Below are 14,849 nucleotides of genomic sequence, written 5' to 3' on the forward strand. Positions count from 1 at the left end.
TTCCGAACCCGGAAGCTAAGCCTCACAGCGCCGATGGTACTGCAGGGGGGACCCTGTGGGAGAGTAGGACGCCGCCGAACAATTCTTCAGAAAAGGCCCGCCCGGGTTTCCGGGTGGGCCTTTTCGCGTTTCCGGCACGCGGGTGCCGGCGGGTGGTTGTCAGAGCATCAGCTTGAAGCCGACGTGCGACGGCTCGAAACCGAGGCGCTCGTAGAAGCGGTGCGCGTCGGCGCGGGTCGCGTCGGAGGTGAGCTGGACGATCGCGGCGCCGAGGTTGCGGGAGCAGCGGACGGCCCACTGGATCAGTTCGGTGCCGAGGCCGCTGCCGCGCTCGTCGGCGTGGATGCGGACGGCCTCGATGAGGGTGCGGCTGGCGCCCTTGCGGGAGAGGCCGGGGATCAGGGTGAGCTGCAGGGTGCCGACGACGCGGCCGGCGCGTTCGGCGACGACCAGGTGCTGGTTCGGGTCGGCGTCGATGCGCGCGAAGGCGGCCCGGTAGGGGGCGGGGTCGCCGGGGGTCTCGCGGGTGGCGCCCAGAGGGTCGTCGGCGAGCATGGCCACTATGGCGGGCAGGTCGGCGACGGTGGCCTGGCGGATCGTGAGGTCGCTCATGGCATCGGGAGTCTAGTCGCCCGCCCGTCGCTCGTTCAGGGGGCCTTCCAGCCCCTTCTCGGGGACGAACGGCCCGTCACTCCCCGCTCCCGGTACTGGTGATGACGGCGAAGGGCGCGCGGTGCCGGTCGAGGAGCCGGGCGAGCCGGCCGACGCCGTGGACGTCCGTGGCGGGGAGGCTGACGGTGGCGCCGAGCTTCTCGGCGGTGGCGAGGGCCGCGTCGGCGTCGGGGACCTCGAAGTAGGGCAGCCAGTGCGAGGAGGTGCCGCGCGCGGTGTGCCGGGGGTCGAGCTGCACGAGGCCGCCGTGGGCGTCGTCGGTGCCGCCGCCGGCCGGGGTGAGGACGGTGTAGAGGAGCGCTTCGCCGATCGGGACGTCCCGCTCCTGCCAGCCGAAGACCGCCCGGTAGAAGGACTTGGCGCGTTCGGCGTCGATGCTGTGGCACTCCGTCCAGCAGAGGCTGCCGGGTTGGGTGACGACGCCCAGGCCGCGGGTGTCGTGCGGCTGCCAGACGGCGAAGTCGGCGCCGGTGGGGTCGGTGTAGCCGGCCATCCGGCCCGCGGTGAAGACGTCGAAGGGGGTGAACCGGACGCGGCCGCCGGCCTGGTCGACGAGTCCGGTGGTGCGGTCGGCGTCGAGGGTGGCGAAGTACACCGTCCAGCTCGGCAGGGTGCCCTCCTCAGGGAGCGGGCCGAGGGCGGCGACCGTCCGGCCGTCGAGCTTGAAGAAGCCGTAGCCGCCGGCCTCGGGGCCGGCCGAGTCGAAGGTCCAGCCGAACAGGGCGGTGTAGAAGTCGGCGGAGGCCCGGGTGTCGGGGCTGCTCAGCTCCAGCCAGACGGGGGCGCCGGGGCGGTAGGCGGTGGTGAGCATGGCGGTGCTGCTTCCTCGGACGGGCCCGGGCGGGCGCGGTCGACGGCCCCCTCGTCCTCCTCAGCCTGGCACCTCGGTGGGGGTGGTGCACGGCGGGTCCGCGGGCCGTTCCGGCGGCTTCGGGCGCTGTCGGCGCGGAGCGGTACGGTGCGTACCGGATAGGTCCACCCGAACCGGTCGAAGGGGGCTCCGGTGAGCAGGAAGGCGCAGTCGGGGCAGCAGGCTCCGCTCCAGCTCGCGCAGGTCGAGGGCGTGCTGGAGCGGATCACGTACGCCAACGAGGAGACCGGCTACACGGTGGCCCGGGTGGACACCGGCCGGGGCGGGAACGACCTGCTGACGGTGGTGGGGGCGCTGCTGGGGGCGCAGGTCGGGGAGTCGCTGCGGCTGCACGGGCGGTGGGGCTCGCACCCGCAGTACGGGCGGCAGTTCACGGTGGAGAACTACACGACGGTGCTGCCGGCCACCGTGCAGGGCATCCAGCGGTACCTGGGCTCGGGGCTGATCAAGGGGATCGGGCCGCGGTTCGCCGAGCGGATCGTGGAGCGGTTCGGGGTGGACACGCTGGAGGTGATCGAGAACGAGCCGGGCCGGCTGATCGAGGTGCCGGGTCTGGGGCCGAAGCGGACGAAGAAGATCGCGGCGGCCTGGGAGGAGCAGAAGGCCATCAAGGAGGTGATGGTCTTCCTGCAGGGGGTCGGGGTGTCGACCTCGTTGGCCGTGCGGATCTACAAGCAGTACGGCGACGCCTCGATCGGGGTGGTGAGGAACGAGCCGTACAAGCTGGCCTCGGACGTGTGGGGCATCGGCTTCCTGACGGCGGACCGGATCGCGCAGGCGGTGGGGATCCCGCACGACAGCCCGGAGCGGGTGAAGGCCGGGCTGCAGTACGCGCTCTCGCAGAGCAGCGACCAGGGGCACTGCTACCTGCCGGAGGAGCGGCTGATCGCGGACGGCGTGAAGTTGCTGCAGGTGGACGTCGGGCTGGTGATCGACTGCCTGGCCGAACTGGTGGCGGCGGAGGGCGTGGTGCGCGAGTCGGTGCCGGGGGAGGGCGGCGAGCCGATCACGGCGGTCTACCTGGTGCCGTTCCACCGGGCGGAGATCTCGCTGGCCAACCAGCTGCTGCGGCTGCTGCGTTCGGACACCGACCGGATGCCGTGGTTCGGGACCGTGGACTGGCCGGTGGCGCTGGAGTGGCTGGCGAAGCGGACCGGGGCCCAGCTGGCGCCGGAACAGGAGCAGTCGGTGCGGCTGGCGTTGACCGAGAAGGTCGCGGTGCTGACCGGGGGGCCGGGCTGCGGCAAGTCGTTCACGGTGAAGTCGATCGTGACGCTGGCTCTGGCGAAGCGGGCGAAGGTGGTGCTGGCGGCGCCGACCGGGCGGGCGGCGAAGCGGCTGGCGGAGCTGACCGGGGCGGAGGCCTCGACGGTGCACCGGCTGCTGGAGCTGAAGCCGGGCGGGGACGCCGCGTACGACCGGGACCGGCCGCTGGACGCCGACCTGGTGGTGGTGGACGAGGCCTCGATGCTGGACCTGATCCTGGCGAACAAGCTGGTCAAGGCGGTGCCGCCGGGTGCCCACCTGCTGTTCGTGGGGGACGTGGACCAGCTGCCCTCGGTGGGGGCCGGCGAGGTGCTGCGGGACCTGCTGGCGGAGGGCGGGCCGATCCCCTCGGTGCGGCTGACCCGGATCTTCCGGCAGGCCCAGCAGTCGGGGGTGGTGACGAACGCGCACCGGATCAACGAGGGGAAGCCGCCGCTGACGGACGGTCTGGCGGACTTCTTCCTGTTCGCGGAGGACGACGCCGAGCGGGCGGCCGGGCTGACGGTGGACGTGGTGGCGCGGCGGATCCCGCAGAAGTTCGGCTTCGACCCGCGCCGGGACGTGCAGGTGCTGGCGCCGATGCACCGGGGCCCGGCCGGGGCGGGGAACCTGAACACGCTGTTGCAGGCGGCGGTGACGCCGGCCCGGGAGGGGCTGGCCGAACGCCGTTTCGGCGGCCGTACGTTCCGGGTGGGGGACAAGGTCACCCAGGTCCGCAACAACTACGACAAGGGGCGCAACGGCGTCTTCAACGGCACAGTGGGTGTGGTGACCGCCCTCAGCGCGGACGACCAGCGCCTGACGGTGCTGACCGACGAGGACGAGGAGGTGGGGTACGACTTCGACGAGCTGGACGAGCTGGCGCACGCGTACGCGGTGACCATCCACCGCTCGCAGGGCAGCGAGTACCCGGTCGTGGTGATTCCGGTCACGATGTCCGCTTGGACGATGCTCCAGCGGAATCTGCTCTACACCGCCGTGACCAGGGCCAGGAAACTCGTCGTGCTGGTCGGGTCACGGAAGGCGATCGCGCAGGCCGTGCGGGCCGTCAGTGCTGGTCGGAGGCATGCGGCCCTCGATCATAGGCTGGCGACTGGATGATTATCCAACCGGATCGTTGCCTCTAATGTTCTCTTGACGTGAAGAGATTTACGGCAGAGCCTAGGGTGGTGCCGATCTTGTCCGGTTCGTACCGGCAACGGCAATAGGTTTTGTAGGGGCGGGCCCTATCGGGCCACCCCGGGTGCGCGACTGTCCTCCGGATGGGGGATGGTAGAGACAGTCAGGGCACCTTGGAAGAGGATTCATTTCGTCGGTGAGGAAGACGTGAGCGACAACTCGGTAGTACTGCGGTACCAGGACGGCGAGTACGAGTACCCCGTCGTCGAGAGCACTGCGGGCAACGCCGGCTTCGACATCTCGAAGCTGCTCCCGCAGACCGGCCTGGTCACCCTGGACAACGGCTTCGGCAACACCGCCGCCTACAAGTCCGCGATCACCTTCGTGGACGGCGACAACGGCATCCTGCGGTACCGCGGCTACCCGATCGAGCAGCTCGCCTCGCAGGGCGGCTTCATCGAGACCGCGTACCTCCTGATCAACGGCGAGCTGCCCGACGCGGGCCAGCTGGAGCAGTTCAACCGCGAGATCACCCAGCACACCCTGCTGCACGAGGACGTCAAGCGCTTCTTCCAGGGCTTCCCGCGGGACGCCCACCCGATGGCCATGCTGTCCTCGGTGGTCGGCGCGCTCTCCACGTTCTACCCGGAGAGCCACAACCCGTTCGACGCGGACCAGCGCCACCTGTCGACCGTCCGCCTGCTGGCCAAGCTGCCGACGATCGCCGCGTACGCGTACAAGAAGGCGATGGGCCAGCCCTTCGTCTACCCGCGCAACGACCTGAGCTACGTCGAGAACTTCCTGCGGATGACCTTCGCCGTCCCCGCCGAGGACTACGAGCTCAACCCGGTCGTCGTCAACGCGCTGGACAAGCTGCTCATCCTGCACGCGGACCACGAGCAGAACTGCTCGACCTCCACCGTGCGCCTGGTCGGCTCCAGCCACGCCAACCTGTTCGCGTCCATCTCGGCCGGCATCTCGGCCCTGTGGGGCCCGCTGCACGGTGGCGCCAACCAGGCCGTCCTGGAGATGCTGGAGAGCATCAAGAAGGACGGCGGCGATGTCGACGCGTTCATCACGAAGGTGAAGAACAAGGAAGCCGGCGTCAAGCTGATGGGCTTCGGCCACCGCGTCTACAAGGCCTTCGACCCGCGCGCCGCGCAGGTCAAGCAGCTCGCGCACGAGGTCCTCGGCCAGCTCGGCAAGAACGACGAGCTGCTGGAGATCGCGCTCAAGCTGGAGGAGCACGCCCTCAAGGACGACTTCTTCATCTCGCGCAAGCTGTACCCGAACGTGGACTTCTACACCGGCCTGATCTACCGCGCCATGGGCTTCCCGACCAGCATGTTCACCGTGCTGTTCGCCCTCGGCCGGCTGCCGGGCTGGATCGCCCACTGGCACGAGATGATCAACGACCCGACCAGCCGGATCGGCCGCCCGCGCCAGATCTACACCGGCGTCGCGATCCGCGACTACGTCGCGCTCGACCAGCGCTGACCTGAAAACCGCAGGGGCCCGGCCGCAGAACGCGTGGCCGGGCCCCTGTGCGTTCCCGCGCGAGTGGGGCCAAAGGGCCCACGCGGGGACGCGGCCGTACGGCGCACGACTCCGGGGCCGGCCGCAGCCGGGGACGGCCGCTCAAAGCGTCCCCGGCCCGCCGGCAGCCCGGTGCCGTGCGCGAAGGCCGTCGAGAACGACGACCGTCCCGGGGCCCGCCGGAGCCCCGTCGGCGGCAGCCGGTGGAACCGATCGGGACGCGTTGCCGTTCGTCGTCCCGGCCCGCCGGAAAACTGCCGCACTACCAACCTAAGACGTATCAGGGTGCGAGAAGTTACGCCCGGGGGGTGTGAGCTGCCTCTCGCCACGCTCCGTGTGCGCGTCGTACCGGGCCCATACCACACCTTCCCCCGCGCCCGACGTCACCCTCCCCGCAGTCACGGCAACCGAGCGTGATAGGAATCGTGGCATTCCGGTACGGACCGTCGCGCACCCTCGTAGCGCGTCGGCGGAACTGGGGAGGGAGTGCGCAGATGGCCAGGAACGTCGTCGTCACCGGCGGTGGTACGGGAATCGGGTACGAAGTCGCGCGACGGTTCGCCGAGGCCGGCGAACAGGTCGTGATCGTGGGCCGCCGCCGGGCGGTCCTGGAGAAGGCCGCGGCCGACCTCGGCCCGGGCGTCACCCCGCTGGTCTGCGACCTCGCCGACCCGGACGCCGTCGAGGACGCGCTGCGTGAACTGCCCGAGCGGATCGACGTGCTGGTGAACAACGCCGGCAGCCGGGAGACCGTGATCGGCGGCGGGCCGCACGCCCTGCTCGCCCGCTGGCGCGGAGACTTCGAGCGCAACGTGCTGACCGTGGTGCTGCTCACCGAGTCGATCCGCGACCGGCTCACCGTGGGCTCCGGCCGGGTCGTCACCATCAGCTCCATCGCCGCGCTGCGCGGGGCCGGCTCGTACGGTGCCGCGAAGGCCTCGCTGCACGCCTGGAACCACTTCCTGGCCGCCCAGTTGGGCACCTCGGGCATCACCGCCAACATCGTCGCGCCGGGGACGGTCAGCGGCACCGAGTTCTTCGGGCCCCGGCTGGACGAGGCCGAGGTGGCCCGCCGGGCGGCGCGCACGCTGCTCGGCCGGATCGGCGAGACCGGGGAGGTCGCGGCCGCTGTGCACTTCCTCGCCTCGCCCGAGGCCGGGTTCATCACCGGCGAGATCCTGCACTGCAACGGCGGCGAGCTGCTGGGGCGTTGAGGCGCGCTTCCACGGGCCTGCGGAAGGGCCCCGGACCGGTCGACCGGTCCGGGGCCCTTCGCGCGTGCTCGGGGCGGCCGCTCAGGACGGCTGGAAGCGGCGCAGCCGGAGGCTGTTGGTGAGCACGAAGACCGAGGAGAAGGCCATCGCGGCGCCCGCGATCATCGGGTTGAGCAGTCCGGCCGCCGCCAGCGGGATCGCCGCCGCGTTGTAGCCGAAGGCCCAGCACAGGTTGCCCCTGATGGTGCCCAGGGTGCGGCGGGAGAGCCGGATGGCATCCGCGGCGGCGCGCAGGTCGCCGCGGACCAGGGTGAGGTCGCCGGCCTCGATGGCGGCGTCCGTACCGGTGCCCATCGCCAGGCCCAGGTCGGCCCGGGCGAGCGCGGCCGCGTCGTTGACGCCGTCGCCGACCATCGCGACGACCCTGCCCTCGGCCTGCAGCCGCTCGACCGTCGCGACCTTGTCCTCGGGCAGCACCTCGGCGATCACGTGCTGCGGCTCGATGCCGACCTCGGCGGCCACGGCCTCGGCCACCGCCCGGTTGTCGCCGGTCAGCAGCACCGGGGTCAGGCCCAGCGCGCGCAGCCCGGCGATCGCCTCGACGCTGGTCGGCCGGACCGCGTCGGCGACCTCCAGGACGGCGCGGGCCTCGCCGTCCCAGCCGACCGTGATCGCGGTGCGCCCGGCCGCCTCGGCGGCGGCCGCCGCGCGGGCCAGGGCGGGCGGCAGGTGCTGGGCGCGGTCGGCGAGCAGGGCCTCGCGTCCGGCGACCACCTCGCGGCCCTCGACGACCCCCTGCACGCCCCGGCCGGGGAGGTTCCGGAACCGGTCGACCGGCGGCAGCGCCCCGGTCCGGTCCGCGGCCGCCGCGGCGATCGCGGCGCCGATCGGGTGCTCGGAGGCGTGCTCCAGGGCGCCGGCCAGGCGCAGCGCCTCGGCCTCGGTGACGCCCTCGGCGGTGTGCACGGCGAGCAGGGTCATCCGGCCGGTGGTGACGGTGCCGGTCTTGTCCAGGACGACGGTGTCGACGGCTCGGGTGGTCTCCAGTACCTCCGGGCCCTTGATCAGGATGCCGAGCTGGGCGCCGCGGCCGGTGCCGACCATGAGGGCGGTCGGGGTGGCCAGGCCGAGGGCGCACGGGCAGGCGATGATCAGCACGGCGACGGCGGCGGTGAACGCCTCGGTCGGGCTGTCGGAGACCAGCAGCCAGGCCACCAGGGTGGTCAGCGCGATCAGGATGACCACCGGGACGAAGACGGCGGAGATCCGGTCGGCGAGGCGCTGGGCGGCGGCCTTGCCGTTCTGCGCGTCCTCGACGAGCTTGGCCATCCGGGCCAGCCGGGTGTCCGCGCCGACCCGGGTCGCCTCGACGACCAACCGGCCGCCGGCGTTGACGGTGGCGCCGGTGACGGCGTCGCCGACCCCGACCTCGACCGGCACGGACTCGCCGGTCAGCATCGAGGCGTCGATCGCGGAGCCGCCCTCGACCACGGTGCCGTCGGTGGCGATCTTCTCGCCCGGCCGCACCACGAAGCGCATCCCCACGGCGAGCCCGGCCACCGGCACGCGGACCTCGCGGCCGCCGCGCAGCACCGCCACGTCCCTGGCGCCGAGGTCCAGCAGGGCGTGCAGGGCGGCGCCGGCCCGGCGTTTGGAGCGGGCCTCCAGGAACCGGCCGAGCAGGATCAGCACGGTGACGGCGGCGGCCGTCTCCAGGTAGAGGCTGGAGGAGGGGTCGGTGGCGCCGATCGAGAGGGGGGAGCCGTGGTGCGTCCCCGGCCGGCCGGCGTGGCCGAGGAACAGCGCCCAGCAGGACCAGCCGAAGGCGGCCAGGGTGCCGAGCGAGACCAGGGTGTCCATGGTCGCGGCGCCGTGCTTGAGGTTGGTCCAGGCGGCCCGGTGGAACGGCAGGCCGCCGTGGACGACGACCGGGCCGGTGAGCGCGAAGGCCAGCCACTGCCAGTTGTCGAACTGCAGGGCCGGGACCATGGAGAGCAGGACCACCGGGAGGCTCAGCGCGGCGCTGGTCAGCAGCCGCTCGCGCAGGGGGTCGGGCAGGGGGCCGGGCTCCTCGGCGACGGCGGTCTCCGGTGCGGGCTCGGCCGGGGGCGGCGGGGGTTCGGCGGTGTAGCCGGTCCGCTCCACCGTGGCGATCAGGTCCTCGACCGTGACGCCGGGGCCGTACTCCACCCGGGCCTTCTCGGTGGCGAAGTTGACGGTCGCCTCGACGCCGTCCATCCGATTGAGCTTCTTCTCGATCCGGGCGGCGCAGGAGGCGCAGGTCATCCCCCCGATCGACAGCTCGACCAGGCCGCCGGCCTCGACGTCGGGGGCTGAGGTGGTCATGCGGGTGTGCTCCTTGCTGAGGGTGTGCGGCCGGGCCGGTGGTTCGGACCGGGCCCGGCCGCACCTCGGGGCTCAGGCGCTGCGGCCGACCAGCTCGTAGCCGGCCTCGTCGATCGCGGCGGCGATCTGCTCGTCCGTGAGCGGGGCGAGCGAGGAGACCGTCACGGTGCCGGCGGCGGAGTCGGCCGAGACGCCGGTGACGCCGTCCAGGGCGGAGAGCTCGGAGCTGATCGCCTTCTCGCAGTGGCCGCAGCTCATGCCGGACACGGTGTAGGTGATGGTGCTGGACATCGGGGCCTCCTGGGGGCGGTAGCGGTGGTCTCGGTGAACTGTCGTCTCCGACCTCGGTGACACCATACCCCCACGGGGTATGGCCGCGCGGGGTGGGCGGATGGGTGGGCGTCGAGATCGTCCCTTATGTTCGATATGTGTTCCCGATCCGCCGCGCCCAGTCCCCCTCGACGCTCACCGCCGCCGGGCTTCCGCCGGGCCGACAGCACGACGCCCTGCTGGCCGCCGACCTCCAGGACGTGCCGTTCTGGCGGCGCGCCACCCCGGCGCTGGTCGCCGTCCTGCTCGTCGCACTCGCGGACTTCCTCACCGGAAAGGACCGTTACCTCGCACCGCTGATGACCGTCGTCCCGGCGATCGCCGCGCTCACCCTCAAGCCCGGTGAACTGCTCGGCATCTGCTCGCTCGGGATCTTCGCCGTCTACGGGCTCAGCGTGTACGACGGCGTCGACAACATCAACGACGAGCGCTTCCTCTACGGTGCGATCGTCAGCTACGTCGTCCTCACGCTCTTCTCGGCCTGGGTCGCCAGGATCCGGATGCGGCGGGCGGCCGCCTTCGCCGCGGTCAGCTCCGTCGCCGAAGCCGCCCAGCGGGCCCTGCTGCGGTTGCCCGGGCCGGTCGTCGGACCGCTGCGCCTGGCCGTCCGGTACGTGTCGGCGGCGGACGCCTCACGGATCGGCGGCGACCTCTACTCGGTGCTGGAGACGCCGCACGGGACCCGGGTCGCGGTCGGGGACGTCCGGGGCAAGGGGCTCGCGGCCGTGCAGACCGCCGCCGTGGTGCTGGGCGCGTTCCGCGAGGCCGCGTACGACGAGGCCGGGCTGCGGGGCGTCGCGGCGCGGATCGAGGCCAGCGTCGAACGGCACGTGCCGGACGGGGAGTTCACCACCGCGCTGTTCGCGGAGTTCCGGGCGCCCGGGGAGATCGAACTGCTGCAGTACGGGCACGTGCCGCCGATCCGCGTCGACGGGGACGGGCGGGCGCACGTGCTGGACGCGCCGGACCCGTGGGTGCCGCTGGGGCTCGGGCGGCTCACGGTGGGGGAGCCGAGCAGTTGGGGGCAGCCGTTCGGGGCGGACGACGTGCTGGTGCTCTGCACGGACGGGGTGATCGAGGCGCGGCACCGCAAGAGCGGGGAGTTCTACCCGCTCGCCGAGCGGGTCGGACCGCTGGTCCGGGGGGCGGCGCGGTCGGCGGGGGAGCTGGAGACGGCGGTGGGGCGGGTGTACGCGGATCTGCTGGCGCACACGGGTGGGGCGCTGAAGGACGACGCGTTGCTGTTGTTGATCACGCGGTCGGATTGAGATCGAGGGGGAGCGAGGTGGGAGGCCGGGTGCGGGCGGGGGTTTCCGCCTCGCGGCGTTCCCCGCGCCCCTTTCGGGGCCCGGGGAACGCCGGAAGGAGGGCCTCAGGCGGCGGTGACGTCGGCGAGGGCGCGGAAGAGGAGGGCGGTGGAGGTGGCGCCCGGGTCCTGGTGGCCGATGCTGCGTTCGCCGAGGTAGGAGGCGCGGCCCTTCCGGGCCTGGAGGGGGACGGTGTCGCGGGCGCCCCGGTCGGCGGCGTCGGCCGCGGCCGCGGCGGCTTCGGGGAGGGTGGCGCCGGCGGCGGCCGCGTCGCGCAGGGCGGCAACGGCCGGGGTCCAGGCGTCGACGATGGTCTTGTCCCCGGGTTCGGCCTTGCCGAGGGCGCGGACGGCGTCCAGGCCGGCGGCCAGGGCGTCGGCGAGGGCGGCCGGGCCGGCGGGCCCGGGGAGGGCGGCGCCGATGGCGCGGAAGGCCTTGCCGTAGAGCGGGCCGGAGGCGCCGCCGACCTTGGAGACGAGGGTGGTGCCGGCCTTGGTGAGGACGGCGCCGGGGTCGGTCGGTCGGAGGCCCTCCAGGGCGGTGAGGACGGCGGCGAAGCCGCGCTGGAGGTTGCTGCCGTGGTCGCCGTCGCCGATCGCGGAGTCGAGCTCGGTGAGCCGGGCCCGTTCCTTCTCGACGGCGGCGGCGATCGCGCGGATCCAGGCTTCGGCGAGCGAGGAGTCGAACAGCTGCGGGTCGAAGTCCATGCCGGGTCCTCCTCAGGCCCGCTTGAGGGCGGGGGTGTCGGCCGGGGCGTCCCAGAGTTCGAGCAGTTGGGTGTCGGCCTTGGTGAGCGTGAGGGAGAAGCCGGCCATGTCGAGGCTGGTCACGTAGTTGCCGACCAGGCTGCGGGCGACGGTGATGCCGTGGGCGGCGAGCCGGGCGGCGACCTCGCCGTAGACCACGTACAGCTCCAGCAGCGGCGTCGCGCCGAGGCCGTTGAGCAGGGCGATCACCTCGTCGCCCGGGGTGAGGTGGTGATCGGCGAGGACGGTCTCGACGACCTCGGCGGCGAGGTCGCGGGCCGGGCGCAGCTTCTCGCGGCGGCGGCCGGGCTCGCCGTGGATGCCGACGCCGACCTCGATCTCGTCCTCGGGCAGGTCGAAGCCGGGTTTGCCGGCGGCCGGGACGGTGGCCGCGCCGAGGGCGATCGCGAAGGAGCGGGAGGCGGCGTTGACCCGTTCGCCCAGGGCGGCCACCTCGTCCAGGCCGGCGCCGCGTTCGGCCAGCGCGCCGGCCGTCTTCTCGACCAGGACGGTGGCGCCGGTGCCGCGGCGGCCGGCCGTCCAGGTGGAGTCCTCGACCGCGACGTCGTCGTTGACCAGGACGGTGCGGACCTCCAGGCCCTCCTCGGCGGCGAGTTCGGCGGCCAGCTCGAAGTTCATCACGTCGCCGGTGTAGTTCTTCACGATGAAGACGACCCCGGCGCCGTTCTCGACGGCCTTGGCGGCGGCCAGCATCTGGTCCGGGACGGGTGAGGTGAACACCTCGCCGGGGCAGGCGGCGTCGAGCATGCCGGTGCCGACGAAGCCGCCGTGCAGCGGCTCGTGGCCGGAGCCGCCGCCGGAGATCAGCGCGACCTTGGGACCGGCCGGGCGGGCGGCGCGGGTGATCACCCGGTTGGGGATGTCCACCGTCAACTCGGGGTGGGCGGCGGCCACTCCGGCCAGCGCGTCCTCCAGGACGCTCTCCGGGGTGTTGATCAGCTTCTTCACGACGCTTCGCTCCCTCGGCAGACGGCTGCTGGACCCGACGCTACGCCAGACGGGGGTGCTGGGCACGGGGTGCGACACGCGGGTTTCCGGTCACTCTCCCGGAGCAGCGCGTTCGGCCGTAGGGTCGCCGGCATGAGCGAACACGTGGGGATTGTTCTGGTGTCGCACAGTGCCGCGCTGGCGGCCGGGCTGCGCGAGCTGCTCGGCGAACTCGCCTCGGACGGCGTGCGGGTGGTGGTCGCGGCGGGGACGGAGGACGGCGGGCTCGGCACCAGCTACGAGCTGATCGCCGGTGCGATCGCGGAGGCGGACGGCGGGGCGGGCGTGGTCGTGCTGCCGGACCTGGGCAGCTCGGTGCTGACCGCCGTGACGGTGCTGGAGGACGAGCCGCGGCCGGGCGTGCGGCTGGTGGACGCGCCGTTCGTGGAGGGCGCGGTGGCGGCCGCCGTCACCGCCTCGACCGGGGCGGGCCTGGCCGAGGTGGTCGCGGCGGCCGAGGACGCGCGGACCTTCCGCAAGCTGCCGTAGCTACTTCGCGTCCGCGTAGCAATCCACCACCGCCGTGCTGAGCGGGAACCGCACCGGGGTGTCGCCGAAGACCAGCCGCCGGGCCTCCTCGGCGGCCTCGGCGACGGCGGCGGCGACCTCGTCGGCGAGGTTGGCCGGGGTGTGCACCATCACCTCGTCGTGCTGGAAGAACACCAGGTGCGGGCGGTCCGCCGGGCCGGCCGCGGGCAGGTCGTGGAGGCGGCGGCGCAGCGCGGCGAGCAGGGCGAGCGCCCAGTCGGCGGCGCTGGCCTGGATGACGTAGTTGCGGGTGAAGCGCCCCCGGGCGCGGGCGGTGCGGCCGCCGGCCTCGCCCGACGTGTCGGCCTCGGTGAGGTCGAGGAAGGCGGCGGTGGCGGGCGGGCAGACCCGGCCGAGCCGGGAGGCGACCGTGCCGCCGTCCTCGCCGGTGCGGGCGGCGGCCTCGACGTAGCCCATCGCGGCCGGGTAGCGGCGGCGCAGGGTGTTCAGCAGCGGGCCGATGTCGCCGCTGGTCTGCCCGTACATGGCGCCGAGCAGGCCGAGCTTGGCCTTGTCGCGGTCGCCCTGGAAGGCGGTGACGGCCAGCGCCTCGTACAGGTCGCCGCCGGCGGCGGTGCGGGCCAGCCCGGCGTCCTGGGAGAGCGCGGCGAGGACGCGCGGCTCCAGTTGGGCGGCGTCGGCGACGACCAGCAGCCAGCCCGGGTCGGCGACGACGGCGCGGCGCAGGATGCGCGGGATCTGCAGGGCGCCGCCGCCGCGGCTGGCCCAGCGGCCTGAGACCACGCCGCCGACCACGTACTCGGGCCGGAAGCGGCCGCCGCGGGCCCAGGCGTCCTGCCAGGCCCAGCCGTGCGCGACGTGGATCCGGGCGAGCTCCTTGTAGCGGATCAGCAGCGCGGCGGCCGGGTGGTCGATGCCCTTGAGCTCCCAGGAGCGGGTGGAGCCGAGCTGGATGCCGGCCTCGGCGAAGGCGCGCAGCACCTGGGTGTGCGAGTCGGGGTTGAACGGCTTGGCGCCGAGGGCGTGCTGGAGCTCGACGGCGAGCTCGGCGAGCCGCCTCGGCTGGGCGCCGGGGACGGTCGGGCGCGGGCCGAGCAGCTCGGTGAGCAGCCGGTCGTGGACGTCGGTGCGCCAGGGCAGGCCGTCGTGCGCGATCTCGGCGGCGACCAGCGCGCCGGCCGACTCGGCGGCCGCGAGCAGCCGGAACCGCTGCCGGGCGGCCGGGTCGGCGATCGCGGCGATCCGGCGCTGCTGCTCGGCGTGCACGGCGACCACGGCCGTCAGCGGGTCGGCGCCGGGCGGCAGTTGCAGCCGGTCGGGGGCGAACAGGGTGTCCTGCCCGTCGTCGGCGTCGGCCAGGCCGGGCTCGGGCAGGTCGTCCGGCACGGGCAGGCCGCGCAGCCGGGACCACGCGGCGCCGAGCGAGCGGGGCGCGCCGAAGCGGCCCTCGTGCGCCAGCAGCAGGGGCTCGACCAGCCGCAGGTCGTGGCAGCGGGCGAGCCGGTCGGGCAGCCGGGGCAGCAGCGGGGCGTACGCGCTGTCGGCGGCGGCCCAGACCCAGCGCGGGCGGTCGGCGGCCTCCCGGGCGGCGACGGCGGCGGCGAGGTCGGGGACGGCCTCGGGCGGGCCGAGCGGCGTGCCGGCGTCGTCCAGCGGCTGGAGGCGGCCGCCGGGGCCGTGCGGGTCGGGCGCGAGGGCGGTTCTGGGGGCCACGGGCGGGCGCCTCCTCTCCGGTGGGCGGGGTGCGGTGCTGCGGGTGTGCGGTGCTGCGGGGGTGCGGCGGGGTGTGCTGCGGGTGTGCGGTGCGGGTGCGCGGGGTCGTGCCGGCGCGCGGCGTCGACGTTAGCGGGTGGGTACGACAATCCCGGCAAGCCCCGGCCCCGGGCGTCCGCGGCGCCGCGCGTCCAAAACGTATGGGCAGGGTGGGTGACGGCGCGTATGGTCG

General features: G+C 73.7%; 12 protein-coding genes and 1 rRNA gene. 6 read left to right on the forward strand and 7 right to left on the reverse strand.

What is annotated here, in order from left to right:
- Positions 1-80, forward strand: a 5S ribosomal RNA gene (gene rrf, locus VM95_RS04690); the annotation flags it as partial.
- A 79-nt stretch (positions 81-159) separates the two neighbouring features.
- Here the strand turns inward: rrf and VM95_RS04695 are convergent.
- Together VM95_RS04695 and VM95_RS04700 are read right to left on the reverse strand one after the other, a co-directional pair.
- Positions 160-612 carry a GNAT family N-acetyltransferase gene (locus tag VM95_RS04695; RefSeq protein WP_045692748.1) on the reverse strand — a complete coding sequence of 151 codons (453 nt, stop codon included), beginning with the start codon at positions 610-612 and terminating at the stop codon, positions 160-162.
- A gap of 76 nt (positions 613-688) precedes the next feature.
- Positions 689-1,483, reverse strand: a complete 795-nt coding sequence (locus tag VM95_RS04700; protein WP_045692749.1) for a VOC family protein — start codon at positions 1,481-1,483, stop codon at positions 689-691.
- A gap of 192 nt (positions 1,484-1,675) precedes the next feature.
- Here VM95_RS04700 and recD2 point away from each other — a divergent pair, with 192 nt between their 5' ends.
- The 3 genes from recD2 (at position 1,676) to VM95_RS04715 (ending at position 6,678) form a co-directional block, all read left to right on the forward strand.
- A complete protein-coding gene (gene recD2, locus VM95_RS04705; protein ID WP_045692750.1) occupies positions 1,676-3,910 on the forward strand; it encodes an SF1B family DNA helicase RecD2 in 2,235 nt (744 codons plus the stop codon).
- 225 nt (positions 3,911-4,135) lie between these two features.
- Complete coding sequence (locus VM95_RS04710) at positions 4,136-5,425, forward strand: citrate synthase (RefSeq protein ID WP_045692751.1); 1,290 nt, start codon at positions 4,136-4,138, stop codon at positions 5,423-5,425.
- 533 nt (positions 5,426-5,958) lie between these two features.
- Entirely contained in the window at positions 5,959-6,678 is a 720-nt protein-coding gene (locus tag VM95_RS04715) for an SDR family NAD(P)-dependent oxidoreductase (RefSeq protein ID WP_045692752.1), read from the forward strand.
- 81 nt (positions 6,679-6,759) lie between these two features.
- Here the strand turns inward: VM95_RS04715 and VM95_RS04720 are convergent, their stop codons facing one another.
- Both VM95_RS04720 and VM95_RS04725 read right to left on the reverse strand, forming a co-directional pair.
- Positions 6,760-9,024, reverse strand: coding sequence for a heavy metal translocating P-type ATPase (locus VM95_RS04720; protein ID WP_045692753.1), 2,265 nt, complete (start codon positions 9,022-9,024; stop codon positions 6,760-6,762).
- A gap of 72 nt (positions 9,025-9,096) precedes the next feature.
- The gene (locus VM95_RS04725) at positions 9,097-9,315 is read right to left on the reverse strand and encodes a heavy-metal-associated domain-containing protein (RefSeq protein ID WP_045692754.1); all 219 of its coding nucleotides are present in this window, start codon (positions 9,313-9,315) and stop codon (positions 9,097-9,099) included.
- Between the two features lie 137 nt (positions 9,316-9,452).
- Here VM95_RS04725 and VM95_RS04730 point away from each other — a divergent pair, with 137 nt between their 5' ends.
- Positions 9,453-10,622, forward strand: coding sequence for a PP2C family protein-serine/threonine phosphatase (locus VM95_RS04730; protein WP_244178633.1), 1,170 nt, complete (start codon positions 9,453-9,455; stop codon positions 10,620-10,622).
- A 104-nt stretch (positions 10,623-10,726) separates the two neighbouring features.
- On the opposite strand, the gene dhaL is transcribed toward VM95_RS04730, so the two are convergent.
- On the reverse strand, positions 10,727-11,368 hold the full coding sequence (gene dhaL / locus VM95_RS04735) for a dihydroxyacetone kinase subunit DhaL (RefSeq protein ID WP_045692755.1): 642 nt from the start codon (positions 11,366-11,368) through the stop codon (positions 10,727-10,729).
- A 12-nt stretch (positions 11,369-11,380) separates the two neighbouring features.
- Positions 11,381-12,376 (reverse strand): dihydroxyacetone kinase subunit DhaK, encoded by a 996-nt coding sequence (dhaK, locus tag VM95_RS04740; RefSeq protein ID WP_045692756.1) that lies wholly within the window; start codon positions 12,374-12,376, stop codon positions 11,381-11,383.
- Between the two features lie 132 nt (positions 12,377-12,508).
- Here dhaK and dhaM point away from each other — a divergent pair, with 132 nt between their 5' ends.
- Entirely contained in the window at positions 12,509-12,904 is a 396-nt protein-coding gene (gene dhaM, locus VM95_RS04745) for a dihydroxyacetone kinase phosphoryl donor subunit DhaM (protein WP_045692757.1), read from the forward strand.
- Here the strand turns inward: dhaM and VM95_RS04750 are convergent, their stop codons facing one another.
- Positions 12,905-14,617, reverse strand: coding sequence for a bifunctional 3'-5' exonuclease/DNA polymerase (locus VM95_RS04750; protein ID WP_045692758.1), 1,713 nt, complete (start codon positions 14,615-14,617; stop codon positions 12,905-12,907).
- Positions 14,618-14,849 lie beyond the last annotated feature (232 nt).

Source organism: Streptomyces rubellomurinus (assembly GCF_000961885.1).
Classification (GTDB): domain Bacteria; phylum Actinomycetota; class Actinomycetes; order Streptomycetales; family Streptomycetaceae; genus Kitasatospora; species Kitasatospora rubellomurina.